Origin of the sequence: Pseudomonas sp. R19M (genome assembly GCF_050312585.1) — a bacterium.
In the GTDB taxonomy this organism is placed as follows: Bacteria; Pseudomonadota; Gammaproteobacteria; order Pseudomonadales; family Pseudomonadaceae; genus Aquipseudomonas; species Aquipseudomonas palleroniana.
In genome coordinates this window covers 1-19,687 of record NZ_JBNPJV010000042.1, presented here as the reverse complement: position 1 = coordinate 19,687, position 19,687 = coordinate 1, and the positions used below count along the sequence as shown (strand labels likewise).

Here is a 19,687-nt window from a genome sequence, read left to right as displayed (position 1 = left end):
ACACCGCTATCGGTGGGCAGGCCCCTCCCACATTAAATCCTGGTCGATATACTGAGCGCCGGTTTGCCCGCCTCGGGTTAATTAGGGATATCGACCATGCAATGGATTTTCATGCTGATTGGCCTGGTGCTCGGCTGGACACTCGACGAGTCGTTCAGTGATGCCGGCATCGGTGCGCTGCTGGGCTTGGGCATTGGCCAGGCGATTCGCCTGTCGCAGCTGGCGGCCCAGGCGCAACAGCAGGCGGGTCAGTTGGAAACCACGCAGAAGGCGCTGATCGCACTGGGTGAGCGCCTGCGGCAACTGGAAGTCCCTGCGCCGACGAACAATGTGAGCGTAGAACCGCTTGCGCCTGAGCCGGCACCGGTTATAAAGGCGCCCGAGCTGGTCTGGGAACTGCCTGCCGAAATCGCCCCCATGGTCGTGGTCGCCGAAGCGAGCCAACCGCTGCCGGATGACGTCTGGGCATCAACGCCGGCGCCTCGCCCTGCAGAACCTGCCATCCCCCGTGGCCCCAACCTGATCGAACGCGCCCTCAGCGGTGCGCGCAATTGGCTGTTCGGCGGTAATACCGTATTGCGCGTCGGCGTGGTGCTGCTGTTTCTCGGCCTGGCGTTCCTGCTGCGCTACGCCACAGAAGGCATGGTGGTGCCGATCGAGCTGCGTTACGCCGGTGTTGCCGCTGCCGCCGTCGGCCTGCTGGGCCTGGGCTGGTGGCTGCGGCTGCGCAATAGCAATTACGGTTTGATGCTGCAAGGCACCGGGATCGCGGTGCTGTACCTGACCGTCTTTGCCGCGATGCGTCTGCACCCGCTGATTGACCCGGGTGCGGCCTTGGGCCTGCTGGTGGCGGTCACCGTGTTCTCGGCGATCCTGGCGGTTACCCAGGACGCCCTCGGCTTGGCTTGCGCGGCGGCGTTGGGTGGTTTTGCCGCGCCGATCCTCACCTCTACCGGCGCCGGTAACCATGTGGCGCTGTTCAGCTATTTCGCCTTGCTGAATGCCGGCATCCTCGCCATCGCCTGGTTCAAGGCTTGGCGCTTGCTGGATCTGATCGGGTTTGTGGGCACCTTCGGTATCGGTTTTGCCTGGGGCATGCGCTCGTATACGCCGGAGCTGCTATGGAGCACCGAGCCGTTCCTGATTCTGTTCTTCCTGATGTACCTGGTGATCGGCCTGTTGTTCGCCCGCCGCAAATTGCTGGAGATGAGCGACGCCCCCGAGGACGACAGCCGGGGTGCCTTGTTGCGCTGGTCGGCGGCCAAGGGCAACTACGTTGATGGCAGCCTGTTGTTCGGCCCGCCGCTGGTGGGGTTTGGCTTGCAGTTCGCGCTGGTGCAGCATTTGGAGTTTGCCGCTGCTTTCAGCGCATTGGGCCTGGGCATCATCTACATGGTCCTGGCCCGGTGGCTCAGTGGCGGGCGTGCCTTGTTACTGTCGGAAACCTGCCTGGCGCTGGGGGTAATCTTCGCCAGCCTGGCGATACCCTTGGGCCTGGATGCGCGCTGGACGGCCGCAGCCTGGGCGGTGGAAGGCGCCGGGATCGTCTGGCTTGGCCTGCGTCAGCAGCGACCGTTGGCGCGGGCGTTTGGCCTGTTGCTGCAGTTGGGGTCGGCGCTGGCGTTCTTCAGTGAACTACGGGTGGGCGACCTGACCTTGCTTGAGGGCGCGCCGCTGGGGGCATTGCTGCTGGGCGCCGCGTTGCTGTTCAGCTTTGATCAATTGCGCAAGGCATCGACCGAGCAGACGGCGGTTTGGGAGCGCAAAGGCTTGCCGGTGCTGGCGAGCCTGGGCTTGAGTGCTTTGTACCTGCTTGCACCGTTGTTTTTGCTGACCCAAGGCACGGCCATCAGTTGGGCAATGGCCGGTCTGGTCACGTTGTGGATTGGGTTGCGCATCAGCTCGCGTACTTTCCTGTTCACCGCCTTCGCCGTGCAGTTGCTGGGCGGCGCGTTGTTCCTGTTGCGCCTGCAGGGGGGTGACGGGGCGGCGGTATTCAGTGCGGGCTGGAGCGGCCTGATGAGCGCGTCGCTGATCGGCCTGGCCTTGGTGGGCGGCATGTTACTGGCTGCGCGCGATGACCAGGTGCGCAGCGATGTGCGGCTGCTGCGTGGATTGTCGGTGGTATTGCTGGCGGGGCTGGTGCTGATCAACCTGGCGGTGCTGTTCGTACTGCCCTGGGAAAGTGCCAGCGGTGTGTGGGCGGCCAGTGGTTTGTTGATCATCTGGTTGAGCCTGCACCTGCAACAGCGCGTCAGCTTCGTGTTTGGCTTGCTGTTGCAACTGGTCGGTGGCGCCTCTTTCCTGCTGGCGGTGCCGGAGCTGCTCGGGCCCATGACCGGCGACGGCTTGCGGCCGTTGGCCCACAGTGGGTTCTGGACACCGATGGTGCTGGGCCTTGCTGCTCTGGTCGGCGCCTGGCGCTTGCAGCGTGAACCCCAGGCGCCGGTATTTACCGTGTTGAAGCTGCAGCGCCTGTCCGACCTGTTGCTGGTGTGGGGCGCCGCCTGGTGGGCACTGGCATTGATCGGTGAAGTGTTGCGGTTTATCCCAGAGGAACTGCAAGGCCCGTTCCTGCTGGCGATAGCCGCGGTGAGCGTGGCGATTTGGGCGCTGTTGGCCGAACGCCTGCGCTGGGCCTCGCTGGGCATGCTGTGCACCTTGCTGATGCCGGCGGCGGGCCTGGTATTGCTGGTGTCCGCCCATGCCTATTACCACCCGGCGGCCCACTACGGTTGGCTGGCCTGGTTGGCGGTGTTCGCGGTGCATTTCATTGCGCTGCGCCGCTTGGCTGCGGTGGTGCCAGGCAAGGTGTTGAGCATCGCTCATGTGCTTGGCTGCTGGATGTTGATCGGCGTGCTGGCCCTGGAATTGCGCTACGGCCTGTTGTTGCTGTCGAGCGAGTACAACGCCTGGCGCTGGTTGGGTTGGGCCATTCTGCCGAGCCTGTATCTGGTGCTGGCGGCCGCGCCACGCGGTTGGCCGTGGCCGGTGGCGGCTTATCCGCGTGAGTATCGCGTGCTGGCGGCATTGCCGTTGGCGGTGTTGATGCTTGGCTGGTTCTGGCTGGCGAATATCTTCAGCGACGGCACGGCCAGGCCGCTGCCTTATGTGCCGCTGCTCAACCCGTTGGATCTGGGCTTGCTGTTCGCGCTGCTGGGGGTGTACCTGTGGTCGCGCAGCGTGGCGCCGCAACGCGGGCCGCAGGCTGAGCTGATCGCCCAGGGTGTCGCGGGTGTTTCGCTGTTTGCGTTCTTGACGGCATTGGTGATGCGCACCGCCCACCATTGGGGCGGCGTGCCGTTTCACTGGGATGCGCTGCTGGAGTCGATGCTGGTGCAGGCCGGACTGTCGATCGTCTGGACCCTGATCGCCCTCGGCCTGATGATCGGCGGTCACCTGCGCCATCGTCGCGAAGTGTGGCTGATCGGCGCGGCGCTGATTGCGGTGGTGGTGGCCAAGCTGTTCTTTGTCGAACTGAGTAACCGCGGCGGTCTGGCGCGGATCGTGTCGTTTATCGGCGTCGGCGGGCTGTTGCTGGTGGTGGGCTACTTTGCACCGCTGCCGCCCAAGCGCGCCGAACCTGTGATTCAAACCGAAGGAGCGTCTTCTTGATGGGCAAGCTGAGTCTGGCTGGGTGGATGGTAGGGCTGCTGTGTTCGGCGGTTTACGCGCAGGAAGGGCCGGCTGACTTCACCACGCAGGTGCCGCTGGCCGTGAGCGGCAATGGCCCCTGGTATCGCCTGGAGCTGCCGCTGGCGGTGCAGTTGAGTGCGCGGCAGGCCGATCTCAGTGATGTGCGGGTGTTCAACGCCGCAGGGGAGCCACAGGCTTATGCGTTGTCGCGCCAATCGGCGCAGCGTACTGAAAGCCGCGACGTTGCCGATGTGAAGTGGTTTCCGCTGTACGCCGCTGACGCGCAGCAAGCGTTGCCCGGCGTGGTGATGAAATCCACCACCGAGGGCACCTTGCTGGAGGTGCGCCCTGCTATCAAGACGGACAAACAGGTGCTGCGCGGCTGGGTGCTGGACGCCAGTGCGATCAAGGCGCCGTTGCAGCAACTGAGCCTTGACTGGAGTCGCGAGCAGGATGGCTTCCAGCGTTTCAGCATTGAAGCCAGTGATGACCTGCAACACTGGCAAGCCTGGGGTGATGGCCAAGTGGCGCGCTTGTCGTTTGCCGACGAGCGGGTCGAGCAGCATGACGTGAGTCTGCCGGGGCAGTCGGCACGCTATCTGCGTTTGGTCTGGCAGGGCCAAGCCGCGCCGCAGTTGACCTCGGCCAAGCTGGTCAGCGCGACCAGCAGCAGCCTGCCGCTGCCGTTGGTGTGGTCGCAGCCGTTGTCGGGCACGCGGCTCAACGCCGGCGAATACAGCTGGCAGTTGCCGACGGGGCTGCATGTCGAGCGCTTGCGCGTCGAGTTGAAGCAACCCAACACGTTGGCCCCCGTGACCTTGGCCGGGCGCCTTGAGGCCAATCAAGCGTGGCAGCCGCTGAGTAATGGTTTGTTGTATCGCCTGACCCGTAATGGCCAGGACGTGGTGCAGGATGAGTTGCAATTGCCGGGCGTGGCCGTTGCGCAGCTCAAGTTGCAGGTGGATGAGCGGGGCGGCGGTCTGGGGATCGAAGCACCGGCCCTGCGGTTTGCCGTGCGCTCCACGCAATTGGTGTTCCTGGCACGGGGTGAGCCGCCGTTTACCCTGGCGCTTGGCAATGCTTCGGTGAAGGCGGCGAATTTGCCGTTATCCACGTTGATTCCCGACTACAGTGCCGAACGGCTCAAGGCATTGGGCCAGGCCAGCGTCACGGGAGAGGTTGTGGTCAAGCCCGCCGCCGTGGCCGTTTCGCCTGAGGTAGGTAGCGACTGGAAGAAGTTGGGCCTGTGGGCTGTGCTCCTGTTGGGCGTGGCGGCACTGGGCGCCATGGCCTACAGTTTGTTGCGCAAGCCTCAGGGTACCCCCTGAACTCTATTGGCTTTAAATCCTCTGATTAGAGGATTTAAGCCTCGACTCGCGTTAAACTGCGCGGGTTTTTAAGCCCCCCATTCTTCGGAGCCTTCCATGTCCCGCGTTACCTTGAGTCGCTATTTGATCGAGCAGACCCGCAGCAACAACACGCCTGCCGATCTGCGCTTCCTTATCGAAGTGGTGGCGCGTGCTTGCAAGGAGATCAGCCACGCCGTTTCCAAGGGTGCACTGGGTGGTGTCCTGGGCAGCATGGGCACTGAAAACGTCCAGGGCGAAGTGCAGAAGAAACTCGACGTACTGTCCAACGAGATCCTGCTCGAAGCCAACGAATGGGGCGGTCACCTGGCCGGCATGGCGTCCGAAGAAATGGACAATGCCTACCAGATCCCGGGCAAATACCCGAAAGGCGCGTACCTGTTGGTGTTCGACCCACTGGACGGTTCGTCCAACATCGACATCAACGCTCCGGTCGGCACCATCTTCTCGGTACTGCGTTGCCCGAATGAATACCTGAGCCAGAACGAAGCCCTGAACGAGAAGGCTTTCCTGCAGCCAGGCACCGAGCAGGTCGCTGCCGGCTACGCGATCTACGGCCCGCAGACCATGCTGGTGCTGACCCTGGGCGACGGCGTCAAAGGTTTCACCCTGGACCGCGAAATGGGCAGCTTCGTACTGACCCACGAAGACATCTCCATCCCTGCGTCCACCCAGGAATTCGCCATCAACATGTCCAACCAGCGCCACTGGGAAGCTCCGGTGCAGCGTTATGTGAACGAGTTGATGGAAGGCGAAGAAGGCCCGTTGAAGAAGAACTTCAACATGCGCTGGGTCGCTGCGATGGTGGCTGACGTGCACCGTATCCTGACCCGTGGTGGCCTGTTCATGTACCCACGTGACAGCCGCGAACCCTCCAAGCCGGGCAAACTGCGCCTGATGTACGAGGCCAACCCGATGTCCTTCCTGGTTGAACAGGCGGGCGGTGCGTCTACCGACGGCCACCAGCGTATCCTCGACATCCAGCCTGAAGGCCTGCATCAGCGTGTGGCGGTATTCCTGGGTTCGAAGGAAGAAGTTGAGCGTGTGACGGCTTACCACAAGCAGTAAGTTGCAGCGACCGGTTATCCGCGTTGTTGTGAGCCGGATCACCCTTGAAGAAGCCCCGAAACGTTTCAGCGTTTCGGGGCTTTTTTTGTTTTTGCCTATCGGGAACCAGACACCTGTTTTCCCTTCTAAGCTTCTGGCAGATACCCCAGCTGCTTTGTCTCTCCAGGAGCTTTTCCATGTCTCTACGCCGTCTCGCCTTGTTGGCTTTTTGCGTGCTCTTAGCCGCTTGCAGCAAGGTCACTCAAGAAAACTACGCGAAGCTGTCGGCCGGCATGGCCAAGGCCGAGGTTGAGTCGTTGCTGGGCAAGCCGACCGATTGCTCCGGTGCGCTGGGTATGTCCAGTTGCACGTGGGGTGATAAAAACAGCTTTATCAGCGTGCAGTACGCCGGTGACAAAGTTCTGATGTTTTCCGGGCAAGGCCTGAAGTAAACCGGGGCGCGAGCCTGCGGGAGAAGAAGAATGATGCGTTTTGTTTTATGCCTTTGCGCCAGCCTGTTTTTGGCGGGCTGTGCCAGCCATTCTGGCGACGATCTGCAACCCAAGACCGCGAGCAACGTCAATCTCAAGCGTTACCAGGGCACCTGGTATGAGTTGGCCCGATTGCCGATGTACTTCCAGCGCAACTGCGCACAGTCCGAAGCCCGCTACACCCTGCTGCCGGATGGCGACATGTCGGTGTTCAACCGCTGCCTGACGAGCGAATGGAAGTGGGAAGAAGCCAAGGGCACGGCCACGCCGCAAGTGCCGGGCAAGACCGACAAGCTCTGGGTCGAATTCAATAACTGGTTCACGTCGCTGCTGCCGGGCGTCGCCAAGGGCGACTACTGGGTGCTGTACGTCAGCGATGACTACAAGACGGCCATCGTCGGCAGCCCGAGCCGGCGTTACATGTGGATCTTGTCGCGCACGCCGACGGTGAGTGCCGACACCCGCGAAGACTTGCTGAGCAGGGCGCGCCAGCAGGGGTATGACACCACGCGGTTGATCTGGCGTACGTCGGACAAACAGATGGCCAAGACCTCGCAATAAACTTGAGAGTATCGCTAAACAAAATGTGGGAGCGGGCTTGCTCGCGAATACGGTGTATCAGTATCAGATGTTCTGACTGAAAAACCGCATTCGCGGGCAAGCCCGCTCCTACATTTGTCATATGTCGCCAGTTAGCTCAGTAAATCCTTCAAGACTTGCGTGAACGCCCGGCTGCTTTCTTCCTCGCCGGCATGATGACCATCGCGCACCACCCACTTGCCGTTCACCAGCACATCCCGCACCTGGCGATCACCACCGGCAAACAGCCAGCGATTGAGAATGCCGTCGTCTACCGCAGTCGCCAGATACGGATCGCTGCCGTCCAGCACAATCCAATCCGCACGCTTGCCCACTTCCAGGCGACCAATCGGCTGCCCCAGCGCCTGGGTGCCGCCATCCAGTGCCGCATCGAACAGCGTGCGGCCAACCATCGGCTGATCACTGCGATACAAACGATTACGCCGCTGGTCACGCAGGCGTTGACCATATTCCAGCCAACGCAACTCTTCCACCACACTCAGCGAGACATGGCTGTCGGAACCGATGCCCATGCGCCCGCCCTGGGCAAGGAAATCTACGGCTGGGAAAATGCCGTCACCCAGGTTGGCTTCAGTCGTCAGGCACAAACCGGCAATCGCGCGGCTCTGTGCCATGCGTTTCACTTCGTCGGCATCCGCATGGGTGGCGTGCACCAGGCACCAGCGCTCATCGACCTCGACGTTGTCATACAGCCACTGGAGTGGGCGCTTGCCGCTCCAGGCCAGGCAGTCGTCGACTTCTTTCTGCTGTTCGGCGATATGGATATGCACCGGGCAGGCCTTGTCGCTGGCGGCCAGGACAGCACTGATCTGCTGTGGCGTGACGGCACGCAGGGAGTGAAAGCACAGGCCCAGCGCCTGCGCCGGTTGCGTTGCAAGAATCGGTCTGAGCCGCGCCTGCAGGTCGAGGTAATTTTCGGTGCTGTTGATAAAGCGTCGCTGGCCGTCATTCGGTGCCTGACCGCCAAAGCCTGCGTGGGTGTACAGCACCGGCAGCAACGTCAGGCCGATGCCGCTGCTCGCTGCCGCCTGGCTGATCTGCCGCGAAAGCTCCGTGCGGTCGGCGTATGGCTGGCCGCTGGCGTCATGGTGCACATAATGAAATTCGGCCACCGAGGTGTAACCGGCCTTGAGCATTTCGATGTACAGCTGACGGGCGATAACATGCAGTTGGTCCGGGTTGATCTTGCCGACCATGCGGTACATCAAGTCACGCCAGGTCCAGAAACTGTCATTCGGGTTGCCTGCCACTTCCGCCAAGCCGGCCATCGCGCGCTGAAACGCGTGGGAGTGCAGATTCGGCATACCGGCCAGCATCGGGCCTCTCAGCCGTTCGGCAGCGTCTGCACTGGCATTGACCTCAACTTTCGTCAGCAGCCCATCGGCGCCGACTTCAAGACGTACATCATTGGCCCATCCATTAGGCAGCAGCGCGCGTTCGGCAAAGAAAGCGGACATGATCAAGGCACCCCGGTCGTGTGTTTATTTGTATATACATATACAGACGTTTGCCTGCTCGGTAAACTCCGGCAATCTATGCATCTTTTCCCCCTGCAAGGATTCCCTGTGCCGACTCCGCCCGCCAACTCTTCGCTGGCTGCCCACATGGACGAAAGTCCGGCGCCCTTGTATGCCCGCGTCAAACAGATGATCAGCCAGCAAATCCTCACCGGCAACTGGCCGCCGCATTACCGCGTGCCGTCGGAGAGTGAACTGGTCAGCGAGCTGGGCTTCAGCCGCATGACCATCAACCGCGCCCTGCGTGAACTGACCGCCGAAGGTTTGCTGGTACGCATGCAAGGCGTCGGCACTTTCGTTGCCGAGCCCAAGAGCCAATCGGCGCTGTTTGAAGTGCACAACATTGCCGATGAGATCGCCTCGCGTGGTCATCGGCATACGTGCAAGGTCATCCACCTGGGCGAAGAAGCGGCCGGCTCCGAACGCGCCGTTGCCCTGGAAATGCGCGAAGGCGGGCGGGTGTTCCACTCGCTGATCGTGCATTTCGAAAACGATATTCCCGTGCAAATCGAAGACCGTTTCGTCAACGCCCTGGTCGCACCGGAATACCTGCAACAGGATTTCACCCTGCAAACGCCCTACGCGTATTTGAACCAGGTCGCGCCGCTCACCGAGGGCGAGCACGTGGTCGAGGCGATCCTCGCTGACGCCGAGGAGTGCAAGCTGTTGCAGATCGAACCGAGCGAGCCGTGCCTGTTGATTCGCAGGCGTACCTGGTCGGGCCGTCAGCCGGTAACGGCGGCGCGGTTGATCCACCCCGGTTCCCGTCACAGCCTGGAAGGACGTTTCAGCAAATGAGTGCAGTGAAAGTCTGGCGCGCCACCGATTACGTGCGCATGCCGTGGAAAAACGGCGGTGGCAGCACCGAAGAAATCACCCGCGACTCAGGCATTGGCCTGGATGGTTTTGGCTGGCGCCTGTCGATTGCCGATATCGGCGAATCCGGTGGCTTCTCGACCTTCGCCGGCTACCAGCGCGTGATCACGGTGATCAAAGGTGCAGGCATGGTGCTGACGGTGGATGGTGAAGAGCAGCGCGGGTTGTTGCCGTTGCAGCCGTTCGCGTTCAAGGGTGAAAGCGAGGTGTCATGCCGCCTGATCACCGGGCCCATCCGTGATTTCAACCTGATTTATTCGCCGCAGCGTTACCACGCACGGTTGCAGTGGGTGGATGGCGTGCAACGTTTTTTCAGTACGGCGCAGACGGTGTTGGTGTTCAGCGTGGCCGATGAGGTGAAGGTGCTGGACCAGACGCTGGGCCATCACGATTGCCTGCAAATCGACGGTAACACCGGCCTGCTGGATATCGCTGTAACAGGCCGCTGCTGTCTGATCGAACTGACGCCACTCGGTTAAAACTGTGGGAGGGGGCTTGCTCCCGATAGCGGTGGATCAGTCAGTTCATCTGTAGCTGACCCACTGCAATCGGGGGCAAGCCCCCTCCCACATTTGTTTCCCATTGCTCTCAAGATCTGTTTCCAACCCGCGCACCAGTTTGTTACCGAACGCCCCAGCGTGGCGCAAAGCCACGCCGTCGTGACAAAACCCCCTCCCTGTAAAACGTCGTCGTAAGAAATTTCACCATGTCTCGAAGCCTTGATTTTCAAGGCTTGCGCGCGCCTTCAAAAAAACCTGCAGCGCTCCTTCCAAAAAGTTGGCCGCTTGATTGCATATGCTTGTATGTACAAGTAAAGATGTGTGCGTAAGACTCTCCTTCGCACCATCCCAGTTCGCGCATCATGCCGAGGAGTCCAGTCGTGACCGATTTTTCTAAAGCCAAGCCTACAAAATACCGTGACGTCGAAATCCGCGCGGCTCGCGGTAACACACTCACCGCCAAAAGCTGGCTGACAGAAGCGCCACTGCGCATGCTGATGAACAACCTCGACCCACAAGTGGCCGAAAACCCGAAAGAATTGGTGGTGTACGGCGGTATCGGTCGTGCGGCGCGCAACTGGGAATGCTACGACCAGATCGTCGAGAGCCTTACTCAACTCAATGACGATGAAACCCTGCTGGTGCAATCCGGCAAGCCGGTCGGCGTGTTCAAGACCCACAGCAATGCACCGCGTGTGCTGATCGCCAACTCCAACCTGGTACCGCACTGGGCCAGTTGGGAACACTTCAACGAACTGGATGCCAAGGGCCTGGCCATGTATGGTCAGATGACCGCCGGCAGCTGGATCTACATCGGCAGCCAGGGCATCGTCCAGGGCACCTACGAAACCTTCGTCGAAGCCGGTCGCCAGCACTACAACAGCGACCTTACCGGCCGCTGGGTTCTCACCGCCGGCCTCGGCGGCATGGGCGGTGCGCAACCTCTGGCTGCCACCTTGGCCGGCGCGTGCTCGCTGAACATTGAATGCCAGCAGGTCAGCATCGACTTCCGCCTCAACAGCCGTTATGTCGACGAGCAGGCCACCGACCTCGACGACGCCCTGGCCCGCATCGCCAAATACACCAAGGAAGGCAAAGCCATCTCTATCGCCTTGCTGGGTAACGCTGCGGAAATCCTGCCGGAGCTGGTCAAGCGTGGCGTGCGCCCGGATATGGTCACCGACCAGACCAGCGCCCACGACCCACTCAACGGCTACCTGCCGGCCGGCTGGACCTGGGACGAATACCGCGCCCGCGCCAAGACCGAACCGGCTGCCGTGATCAAGGCCGCCAAGCAGTCGATGGCCGTGCATGTCAAAGCCATGCTGGAATTCCAGAAGCAAGGCATCCCGACGTTCGACTACGGTAACAACATCCGCCAGATGGCCCAGGAAGAAGGCGTGGAAAACGCATTCGACTTCCCAGGTTTCGTACCGGCCTACATCCGCCCACTGTTCTGCCGTGGTATCGGCCCGTTCCGTTGGGCGGCGCTGTCCGGCGACCCGCAGGACATCTACAAGACCGACGCCAAAGTCAAAGAGCTGATCCCGGACGACGCCCACCTGCACAACTGGCTGGACATGGCCCGCGAGCGCATCAGCTTCCAGGGCTTGCCGGCACGTATCTGCTGGGTTGGCCTGGGCCAGCGCGCCAAGTTGGGTCTGGCGTTCAACGAAATGGTGCGCAGCGGCGAGCTGTCGGCACCGGTGGTGATCGGCCGTGACCATCTGGACTCCGGCTCGGTATCCAGCCCGAACCGCGAGACCGAATCGATGCAGGACGGGTCCGACGCCGTTTCCGACTGGCCGTTGCTCAACGCCTTGCTCAACACCGCCAGCGGCGCGACGTGGGTTTCGCTGCACCACGGCGGCGGCGTGGGCATGGGCTTCTCCCAGCACTCCGGCATGGTGATCGTCTGCGACGGTACCGATGAAGCGGCCGAGCGCATTGCTCGCGTGCTGCACAACGACCCGGCAACCGGCGTGATGCGTCACGCGGATGCCGGTTACCAGATCGCGATCGACTGCGCCAAGGAACAGGGCCTCAATCTCCCGATGATCAAATAACCCCATTTGACGGGCAATCAACCAGAAAACAATCCATCAGAGGTTGAACACACATGGCTGCAAATGACGCACGTGCAAGCACCACCCCGTTGATCGAAAGGCGTTCGATCGACTACATCCCGGAAGCGGAAAGACACGGTCGTCTATTTAGCCAGTTCACCCTGTGGATGGGTGCCAACCTGCAAATCACCGCGATTGTCACCGGGGCCCTGGCCGTGGTGCTGGGCGGTGATGTGTTCTGGTCGTTGATCGGTCTGTTGATCGGCCAACTGATCGGCGGGGGCGTCATGGCGTTGCATGCGGCGCAGGGGCCCAAGCTTGGCCTGCCGCAGATGATCTCCAGCCGGGTGCAGTTCGGCGTGTATGGCGCAGCCATCCCGATCGTGCTGGTCTGTCTGATGTACCTCGGCTTCACCGCCACCGGGACGGTGTTGTCCGGTCAGGCGCTGGGTCAGTTGTTCGGGGTCAGCGACAGCGTCGGCATCCTGCTCTTTGCCAGTGTCATCGTGCTGGTCACGGTCCTGGGTTACCGCGTGATCCACTTCATCGGCCGTGTCGCCAGCGTGATTGGGGTGATCGCCTTTGTGTACCTGTTCAGTCGCCTGATGAGCCAGACCGACATTGGCGCTCTGCTGCAGATCCGCCACTTCAGCTGGAGCAGTTTTCTGCTGGCGGTGTCGCTCGCGGCCTCCTGGCAGATCGCCTTCGGCCCTTACGTGGCGGACTACTCGCGTTATCTGCCGAGCAAGACGTCATCGGTGAAAACCTTTTTCGCCGCCGGCGCAGGTTCGGTCGTCGGCGCACAGGTGGCGATGATCCTCGGCGTGTTCGCGGCAGCCATGTCCAACGGGCAGTTCGCCGGTCACGAAGTGGCCTACATCGTTGGCTTGAGCGGTACGGGGGCCACCGCTGCGTTGCTGTATTTCAGCATCGCGTTCGGCAAGGTCACCATCTCTACGTTGAACTCCTACGGCAGTTTCATGTGCATTGCGACCATCATCAGCGGCTTTCGCGGTCGCCTGGAGGTCACGCGCCTGCAGCGCCTGGTGTTCGTGCTGGTCATTGTCGGCACCGCAACCCTGATCGCGTTGCTCGGCCAGCATTCGTTCCTCGGGGCGTTCAAGTCTTTCATCCTGTTCCTGCTGGCGTTCTTTACGCCCTGGAGTGCGATCAACCTGGTGGACTACTACTGCATTACCCGCGAGCGCTATGACGTGCCGGCGCTGGCCGACCCGAACGGTCGTTACGGTCGCTGGAACCTGCTCGGTATCAGCGTCTATGTCTTCGGCGTGCTGGTGCAGTTGCCGTTTATCTCCACCAAGTTCTACACCGGTCCCCTGGTCGCCGCCCTGGGGGACGTGGACATTTCCTGGATCATCGGCCTGGTACTGCCGGCGGCCCTGTATTACGTGTGTGCGAAAAAATGGCACGGCACGGTACCCGACCACCTGATCCTGCCGGTAGAGCAGGGCGCTACACCAACAACGACAAACGGGCTGGCTGCACAAGCCTGATGGGACGTGGACAGGGCAGGATGCCTACTGACTGCCGTAATCCATTTCAAGTTTGGGAGCGTTACAACAATGAAAATGAATAAGACCCTGCTGGCCAGCGTGCTCTGTGCCGGTTTACTCGCCAGCGCTGGTGCCCAGGCAGCAGGTTGGTGCGAATCCGGTAAACCGGTGAAGTTTGCCGGCCTGAACTGGGAAAGCGGCATGTTGCTCACCGACATCCTGCAAACCGTGCTTGAAAAAGGCTACGGCTGCAAAACCGACAGCCTGCCGGGCAACTCCATCACCATGGAAAACGCCCTGAGCAGCAATGACATCCAAGTGTTTGCCGAAGAGTGGGTCGGCCGCAGCGAAGTCTGGAACAAAGCCGAGAAGGCCGGCAAAGTCGTCGGCGTCGGTGCGCCTGTGGTCGGCGCTATCGAAGGCTGGTACGTGCCGCGCTACGTGATCGAAGGCGACGCCAAGCGCAAGCTGGAACCCAAGGCGCCGGGCCTGAAGAACATCGCCGACCTCGCCCAATACGCCTCGGTCTTCAAGGACCCGGAAGAGCCGTCCAAAGGCCGTTTCTATAACTGCCCGGCCGGTTGGACCTGTGAGCTGGACAACAGCGAAATGCTCAAAAGCTACGGCCTGGAAAGCACCTACACCAACTTCCGTCCGGGCACTGGCCCCGCGCTGGATGCGGCGGTGCTGTCGAGCTACAAGCGTGGCGAGCCGATCCTATTCTACTACTGGTCGCCGACGCCGCTGATGGGCCAGGTCGACCTGGTCAAGCTGGAAGAAAAACCGGGTGTGGATAAAAGCGTGAGCATCAAGGTCGGCTTGTCCAAGACCTTCCACGAGCAGGCGCCGGAACTGGTGGCCGTGCTGGAGAAGGTCAACCTGCCGATCGACTTGCTGAACCAGAACCTGGGCCGCATGGCCAAAGAGCGAATTGACTCGCCAAAACTGGCGAAACTGTTCCTCAAGGAACATCCTGAAGTCTGGCACGCATGGGTGAGCGACGACGCAGCCAAGAAAATCGACGCGGCCTTGTAGGTCAAGCGTACCCGGCTACCCTGAGGGGCGAGCCGGGTGCCTGCCCACAACCCACTGGATCGAGAGCACGCTATGTTTCCTGAGAGTTTTACGTTTTCCATTGCCGACTGGGTCAACGGTTGGGTGGACTCGCTCGTCACCAACTACGGCGATGTGTTCCGGCACATTTCCGACACCCTGCTATGGGCCATCGTCAACCTGGAAGGCTTGCTGCGCGCAGCGCCCTGGTGGCTGATGCTGGTCATCGTCGGTGGCGTCGCGTGGCACGCCACCCGCAAAGTGGTCACCACTGTCGTCATCGTTGGCCTGCTGTTCCTGGTGGGCGCGGTTGGCCTGTGGGACAAACTGATGCAAACCCTGGCGCTGATGATGGTCGCCACGGTGATTTCGGTGCTGATTGGCATTCCCTTGGGCATTCTGTCGGCGCGCAGCAACCGCCTGCGTTCGGTATTGATGCCGTTGCTGGACATCATGCAGACCATGCCCAGCTTCGTGTACCTGATCCCGGTGCTGATGTTGTTCGGCCTGGGCAAGGTGCCGGCGATCTTCGCCACGGTGATCTACGCCGCACCGCCGCTGATTCGTCTCACCGACCTGGGGATTCGCCAGGTCGACGGCGAAGTCATGGAGGCCATCAACGCGTTTGGTGCCAACCGCTGGCAACAACTGTTCGGTGTGCAGCTGCCGCTGGCTCTGCCGAGCATCATGGCCGGGATCAACCAGACCACCATGATGGCGTTGTCCATGGTGGTGATCGCTTCGATGATCGGCGCCCGTGGCTTGGGTGAGGATGTGCTGGTCGGCATCCAGACTCTCAACGTCGGCCGTGGCCTTGAAGCGGGCCTCGCGATCGTGATTCTTGCAGTGGTCATTGACCGCATTACCCAGGCCTATGGGCGTCCACGGCATGAGGCGAGCAAATGACTACCGTCAGCAAAATCGAAGTTAAAAACGTCTTCAAGATTTTCGGCAACCGCGCCCAGGAAGCCCTGGCGCTGGTGGGCCAGGGCAAGACCAAGGACCAGGTGCTGGCCGAGACCGGTTGTGTGGTCGGCGTGAACGATTTGTCCCTGAGCATCGGCACCGGCGAGATCTTCGTGATCATGGGCCTGTCCGGCTCCGGCAAGTCCACGCTGGTACGCCACTTCAACCGCCTGATCGACCCTACCAGCGGCGCGATCCTGGTGGACGGCGAAGACATCCTGCAACTGGACATGGAGGCCCTGCGCCAATTCCGTCGACACAAGATCAGCATGGTCTTCCAAAGCTTCGGCCTGCTGCCCCACAAGAGTGTGCTCGACAATGTCGCCTACGGCCTGAAAGTGCGCGGCGAAAGCAAGCAGGTCTGCGCTGAACGTGCCCAGCACTGGGTCGAAACCGTGGGCCTCAAAGGCTACGAAAAAAAATATCCGCACCAGCTCTCCGGTGGCATGCGCCAGCGCGTGGGCCTGGCGCGTGCGTTGGCGGCCGACACCGATATCATCCTGATGGACGAAGCCTTCAGCGCCCTCGACCCGCTGATCCGCGCCGAAATGCAGGACCAATTGCTGGAACTGCAGAAGACCCTGCACAAAACCATCGTGTTCATCACCCATGATCTCGATGAGGCCGTGCGCATCGGCAACCGCATTGCGATCCTCAAGGATGGCAAGCTGATTCAGGTCGGTACGCCACGGGAGATCCTGCATTCACCGGCGGACGAGTATGTGGACCGGTTTGTTCAGCGGCGGGCGGCGGTGGTCTAGATGATGATTGTTCCCACGCTCTGCGTGGGAATGCATCCCGTGACGCTCTGCGTCACTCCCTACAGCGGGACGCCTAGCGTCCCAGGCGGCACTCCCACGCAGAGCGTGGGAACGATCAAAAGGTATGAAGATGTCCCAGCCTGCAAAAATCATCATCGCCGACGCTCCGCTGCGTTGGCAGGACGTGGTCGCCGTGGCCCGTCACGGCGCGGTACTCGAGCTTTCGGGGCAGGCCTGGGCGCGGATCGACAATGCCCAGGCCATCGTGCAGCGCATCGTCACCAGCGGTGAGCGCGCCTATGGCGTGAACACCGGCCTGGGCGCGCTGTGCAATGTGTCGCTCAAGGGTGAGCAGCTCAGCCAACTGTCACGCAATACGCTGCTGAGCCATGCCTGTGGCGTCGGCCCGGTGCTGAGTGACGAGCAGACCCGCGCAATCATTTGCGCGGCCGTGATCAATTACAGCCATGGCAAATCCGGCCTGCACCCGCAGGTGGTGCATTCGTTGCTGGCGCTGCTCAACCACGGCATCACACCGCAAGTACCCTCCCAGGGTTCGGTGGGCTACCTGACCCACATGGCCCATGTCGGCGTGGCCTTGCTGGGGGTTGGCAACGTGAGCTATCGCGGCCGGATCGTCACGGCGCAACAGGCCCTGGACGCGGAAGGTCTGCAACCGGTGGTGCTGGGTGCCAAGGACGGCTTGTGCCTGGTCAACGGCACGCCGTGCATGACTGGCCTCAGCTGCCTGGCCCTGGCCGATGCCCATCATCTGCTGCAATGGGCCGATGTGATCGGGGCCATGAGCTTCGAGGCGCAGCGCGGGCAAATGGATGCGTTCGACGAAGCAATCATCGCGCTTAAACCGCACCCCGGCATGCAACAGGTCGGCATCAACCTGCGCGCCTTGCTCGACGGCAGCGAGGTGATCGCCAGCAGCAAAGGCATCCGCACCCAGGACGCGCTGAGCATCCGTTCGATCCCGCAGATCCACGGCGCGGCGCGTGATCAAGTGGAACATGCTACCCGCCAGATCGAAACCGAACTCAACAGTGCCACTGACAACCCGTTGCTGCTCGGCACGCCGGACCACTACCGCGTGGTGTCCCAGGCCAATCCTCACGGCCAGTCCGTCGCTTTGGCGGCCGACCTGCTGGCGATTGCCATGGCCGAAATCGGCTCGGTGGCCGAACGTCGCCTGGACCGTCTGATCAACCCTCATGTCAGCGGGTTGCCGGCATTCCTGGTCAGCAACCCCGGCGTCAACTCCGGGATGATGATCGTGCAGTACGTGGCCGCTTCCCTGTGCGGGCAGAACCGTCAGTTGGCGCAACCGGCGGTGCTCGACAATTTCGTCACTTCGGGCCTGCAGGAAGACCACCTGAGCATGGGCACCAACGCTGCGCTCAAACTGCATCAGCTGTTGGCCAACGTCACCCAGATCCTGGCCATCGAGTACCTGCTGGCGGCCCAGGCATTTGAATTCCTCAAAGATCAGCGCTTCGGCGCAGGTACCGACAAAGCCTGGCGTTTGCTGCGTGAAGTGGTCCCCGCGTACGAGCAGGACCGCTGGCTGGCGCCGGATATTGCAGCCGCCGCCCAGTTGCTCAAAGACACTGAACTACCGAATTTGCACTGAACCCCTATCCCGTATTCAAAAGAATAATTCACAAGGAGTATGAATGTGACTGCGCTAAATCTGATTCCAGGCCAACTGAGTCTTGCTCAACTGCGGGCCATCTACCAACAGCCGGTAACCCTCAGCCTGGATGACAGCGCCACGGCGCAGATCGATGCCAGCGTCGCCTGCGTGGAGCAGATTCTCGCCGAGAACCGCACCGCCTACGGCATCAACACCGGGTTCGGCTTGCTGGCCTCGACCCGTATCGCCAGCGAAGACCTGGAAAACCTGCAGCGCTCCCTGGTGCTGTCGCACGCCGCCGGCGTCGGCGAGCCGATCAGCGATGCGTTGGTGCGGCTGATCATGGTGCTCAAGGTCAACAGCCTGAGCCGTGGCTTCTCCGGGATTCGCCGCCAGGTGATCAACGCGCTCATCGCGCTGATCAACGCCGAGGTGTACCCGCACATTCCGCTTAAAGGCTCGGTGGGTGCCTCCGGTGACTTGGCGCCATTGGCCCATATGTCGCTGGTGCTGCTCGGCGAAGGCAAGGCGCGTTACAAGGGCCAATGGCTGGAAGCCACCGAAGCGCTGAAAGTCGCCGGCCTGACGCCACTGACCCTGGCCGCCAAAGAAGGTCTGGCGCTGCTCAACGGTACCCAGGTGTCCACGGCCTATGCCCTGCGTGGCCTGTTCGAAGGCGAAGACCTGTTCGCCGGCGCCCTGGCGTGCGGTGGCCTTACCGTGGAAGCCGTGCTCGGTTCGCGCTCGCCGTTCGATGCGCGCATTCACGCGGCACGCGGCCAGCGTGGGCAGATCGATTCGGCAGCGGCCTACCGTGACCTGCTGGGCGACAGCAGCGAAGTGTCCAAGTCGCACCAGAACTGCGACAAGGTGCAAGACCCGTACTCCCTGCGCTGCCAGCCGCAAGTCATGGGCGCCTGCCTGACCCAGTTCCGCCAGGCTGCCGATGTGCTGGTGGTGGAAGCCAATGCCGTGTCGGACAACCCACTGGTATTTGCTGCCGAAGGCGACGTGATCTCCGGTGGTAACTTCCACGCCGAACCGGTGGCCATGGCTGCCGACAATATCGCCCTGGCCATCGCCGAAATCGGCTCCCTGAGCGAGCGTCGTATCTCGTTGATGATGGACAAGCACATGTCGCAACTGCCGCCGTTCCTGGTGGGCAATGGCGGGGTGAACTCCGGCTTCATGATCGCCCAGGTGACGGCGGCGGCGCTTGCCAGTGAGAACAAGGCGTTGGCCCATCCCCATAGTGTCGACAGCCTGCCGACGTCCGCCAACCAGGAAGACCATGTGTCGATGGCTCCAGCCGCCGGCAAGCGTTTGTGGGAAATGGCTGAAAACACTCGTGGCATCCTGGCAGTGGAATGGCTGGCTGCCTGCCAGGGCCTGGATCTGCGCGATGGCTTGAAAACCTCGACGAAACTGGAAAAAGCTCGCGGCCTGTTGCGCGCTAAAGTCGGTTTCTACGACAAGGACCGCTTCTTCGCCCCGGATATCAATGCCGCCAGCGAACTGCTCGCCAGCCGCTGCCTGAATGAACTGGTGCCGGCCAAGTTGTTGCCAAGCCTCTAACCGCAAACTTGTAGTGAGCGGGCTTGCCCCGCGCTGGGTGGCGAAGCCGCCCCAACAAGGGCGCCGCGGTTCTTCA

General features: G+C 61.7%; 15 protein-coding genes. 14 read left to right on the top strand and 1 reads right to left on the bottom strand.

Features of this window, described 5'->3' with window-relative positions:
- Nucleotides 1-96: 96 nt before the first annotated feature.
- The 5 genes from ACQRBT_RS07465 to ACQRBT_RS07445 all read left to right on the top strand — a co-directional run bounded on the left by ACQRBT_RS07465 (nt 97) and on the right by ACQRBT_RS07445 (nt 7,102).
- Entirely contained in the window at nt 97-3,615 is a 3,519-nt protein-coding gene (locus ACQRBT_RS07465) for a DUF2339 domain-containing protein (protein ID WP_412046559.1), read from the top strand.
- The gene (locus ACQRBT_RS07460; protein WP_412046560.1) at nt 3,615-4,964 is read left to right on the top strand and encodes a DUF3999 domain-containing protein; all 1,350 of its coding nucleotides are present in this window, start codon (nt 3,615-3,617) and stop codon (nt 4,962-4,964) included. The genes ACQRBT_RS07465 and ACQRBT_RS07460 overlap by 1 nt, the downstream gene beginning before the upstream one ends.
- 96 nt (nt 4,965-5,060) lie before the next feature.
- The gene (locus tag ACQRBT_RS07455; RefSeq protein ID WP_060754592.1) at nt 5,061-6,071 is read left to right on the top strand and encodes a class 1 fructose-bisphosphatase; all 1,011 of its coding nucleotides are present in this window, start codon (nt 5,061-5,063) and stop codon (nt 6,069-6,071) included.
- A gap of 176 nt (nt 6,072-6,247) precedes the next feature.
- Entirely contained in the window at nt 6,248-6,502 is a 255-nt protein-coding gene (locus ACQRBT_RS07450; protein ID WP_060754591.1) for a hypothetical protein, read from the top strand.
- 30 nt (nt 6,503-6,532) lie between these two features.
- On the top strand, nt 6,533-7,102 hold the full coding sequence (locus tag ACQRBT_RS07445) for a lipocalin family protein (RefSeq protein WP_060754590.1): 570 nt from the start codon (nt 6,533-6,535) through the stop codon (nt 7,100-7,102).
- A gap of 131 nt (nt 7,103-7,233) precedes the next feature.
- Here the strand turns inward: ACQRBT_RS07445 and ACQRBT_RS07440 are convergent, their stop codons facing one another.
- Nucleotides 7,234-8,598: a formimidoylglutamate deiminase gene (locus tag ACQRBT_RS07440; RefSeq protein WP_412046561.1), complete on the bottom strand. Its 1,365-nt coding sequence runs from the start codon at nt 8,596-8,598 to the stop codon at nt 7,234-7,236.
- Nucleotides 8,599-8,745: 147 nt separating this feature from the next.
- Here ACQRBT_RS07440 and hutC point away from each other — a divergent pair, with 147 nt between their 5' ends.
- The 9 genes from hutC (at nt 8,746) to hutH (ending at nt 19,611) form a co-directional block, all read left to right on the top strand.
- Nucleotides 8,746-9,456 (top strand): histidine utilization repressor, encoded by a 711-nt coding sequence (gene hutC, locus ACQRBT_RS07435; RefSeq protein WP_235594029.1) that lies wholly within the window; start codon nt 8,746-8,748, stop codon nt 9,454-9,456.
- Complete coding sequence (locus tag ACQRBT_RS07430; protein ID WP_123716259.1) at nt 9,453-10,013, top strand: HutD/Ves family protein; 561 nt, start codon at nt 9,453-9,455, stop codon at nt 10,011-10,013. Before hutC ends, ACQRBT_RS07430 begins: the two co-directional genes overlap by 4 nt.
- Nucleotides 10,014-10,414: 401 nt before the next feature.
- Nucleotides 10,415-12,100 (top strand): urocanate hydratase, encoded by a 1,686-nt coding sequence (gene hutU / locus ACQRBT_RS07425; RefSeq protein WP_411985311.1) that lies wholly within the window; start codon nt 10,415-10,417, stop codon nt 12,098-12,100.
- Between the two features lie 53 nt (nt 12,101-12,153).
- A complete protein-coding gene (locus ACQRBT_RS07420) occupies nt 12,154-13,614 on the top strand; it encodes a purine-cytosine permease family protein (RefSeq protein ID WP_161547699.1) in 1,461 nt (486 codons plus the stop codon).
- A gap of 69 nt (nt 13,615-13,683) precedes the next feature.
- On the top strand, nt 13,684-14,649 hold the full coding sequence (locus tag ACQRBT_RS07415; RefSeq protein ID WP_060754584.1) for an ABC transporter substrate-binding protein: 966 nt from the start codon (nt 13,684-13,686) through the stop codon (nt 14,647-14,649).
- Between the two features lie 72 nt (nt 14,650-14,721).
- Entirely contained in the window at nt 14,722-15,573 is an 852-nt protein-coding gene (locus ACQRBT_RS07410; protein ID WP_123716255.1) for an ABC transporter permease, read from the top strand.
- A complete protein-coding gene (locus ACQRBT_RS07405; RefSeq protein WP_060754582.1) occupies nt 15,570-16,394 on the top strand; it encodes a quaternary amine ABC transporter ATP-binding protein in 825 nt (274 codons plus the stop codon). The genes ACQRBT_RS07410 and ACQRBT_RS07405 overlap by 4 nt, the downstream gene beginning before the upstream one ends.
- Before the next feature lie 130 nt (nt 16,395-16,524).
- Nucleotides 16,525-18,033 carry an HAL/PAL/TAL family ammonia-lyase gene (locus ACQRBT_RS07400; protein ID WP_412046562.1) on the top strand — a complete coding sequence of 503 codons (1,509 nt, stop codon included), beginning with the start codon at nt 16,525-16,527 and terminating at the stop codon, nt 18,031-18,033.
- 39 nt (nt 18,034-18,072) lie between these two features.
- Nucleotides 18,073-19,611, top strand: coding sequence for a histidine ammonia-lyase (gene hutH, locus ACQRBT_RS07395; RefSeq protein WP_244701639.1), 1,539 nt, complete (start codon nt 18,073-18,075; stop codon nt 19,609-19,611).
- Nucleotides 19,612-19,687 lie beyond the last annotated feature (76 nt).

Excerpts from the sequence above, each read along its gene's own strand:
- ACQRBT_RS07420 (WP_161547699.1), top strand. The coding sequence starts at position 12,154 with ATGGCTGCAAATGACGCACGTGCAAGCACCACCCCGTTGATCGAAAGG.
- ACQRBT_RS07465 (WP_412046559.1), top strand. The coding sequence starts at position 97 with ATGCAATGGATTTTCATGCTGATTGGCCTGGTGCTCGGCTGGACACTC.
- ACQRBT_RS07400 (WP_412046562.1), top strand. The coding sequence starts at position 16,525 with ATGTCCCAGCCTGCAAAAATCATCATCGCCGACGCTCCGCTGCGTTGG.
- ACQRBT_RS07460 (WP_412046560.1), top strand. The coding sequence starts at position 3,615 with ATGGGCAAGCTGAGTCTGGCTGGGTGGATGGTAGGGCTGCTGTGTTCG.
- ACQRBT_RS07450 (WP_060754591.1), top strand. The coding sequence starts at position 6,248 with ATGTCTCTACGCCGTCTCGCCTTGTTGGCTTTTTGCGTGCTCTTAGCC.
- hutH (WP_244701639.1), top strand. The coding sequence starts at position 18,073 with ATGAATGTGACTGCGCTAAATCTGATTCCAGGCCAACTGAGTCTTGCT.
- hutC (WP_235594029.1), top strand. The coding sequence starts at position 8,746 with ATGGACGAAAGTCCGGCGCCCTTGTATGCCCGCGTCAAACAGATGATC.
- ACQRBT_RS07405 (WP_060754582.1), top strand. The coding sequence starts at position 15,570 with ATGACTACCGTCAGCAAAATCGAAGTTAAAAACGTCTTCAAGATTTTC.
- ACQRBT_RS07440 (WP_412046561.1), bottom strand. The coding sequence starts at position 8,598 with ATGTCCGCTTTCTTTGCCGAACGCGCGCTGCTGCCTAATGGATGGGCC.
- ACQRBT_RS07455 (WP_060754592.1), top strand. The coding sequence starts at position 5,061 with ATGTCCCGCGTTACCTTGAGTCGCTATTTGATCGAGCAGACCCGCAGC.
- ACQRBT_RS07445 (WP_060754590.1), top strand. The coding sequence starts at position 6,533 with ATGATGCGTTTTGTTTTATGCCTTTGCGCCAGCCTGTTTTTGGCGGGC.
- ACQRBT_RS07415 (WP_060754584.1), top strand. The coding sequence starts at position 13,684 with ATGAAAATGAATAAGACCCTGCTGGCCAGCGTGCTCTGTGCCGGTTTA.
- ACQRBT_RS07410 (WP_123716255.1), top strand. The coding sequence starts at position 14,722 with ATGTTTCCTGAGAGTTTTACGTTTTCCATTGCCGACTGGGTCAACGGT.
- ACQRBT_RS07430 (WP_123716259.1), top strand. The coding sequence starts at position 9,453 with ATGAGTGCAGTGAAAGTCTGGCGCGCCACCGATTACGTGCGCATGCCG.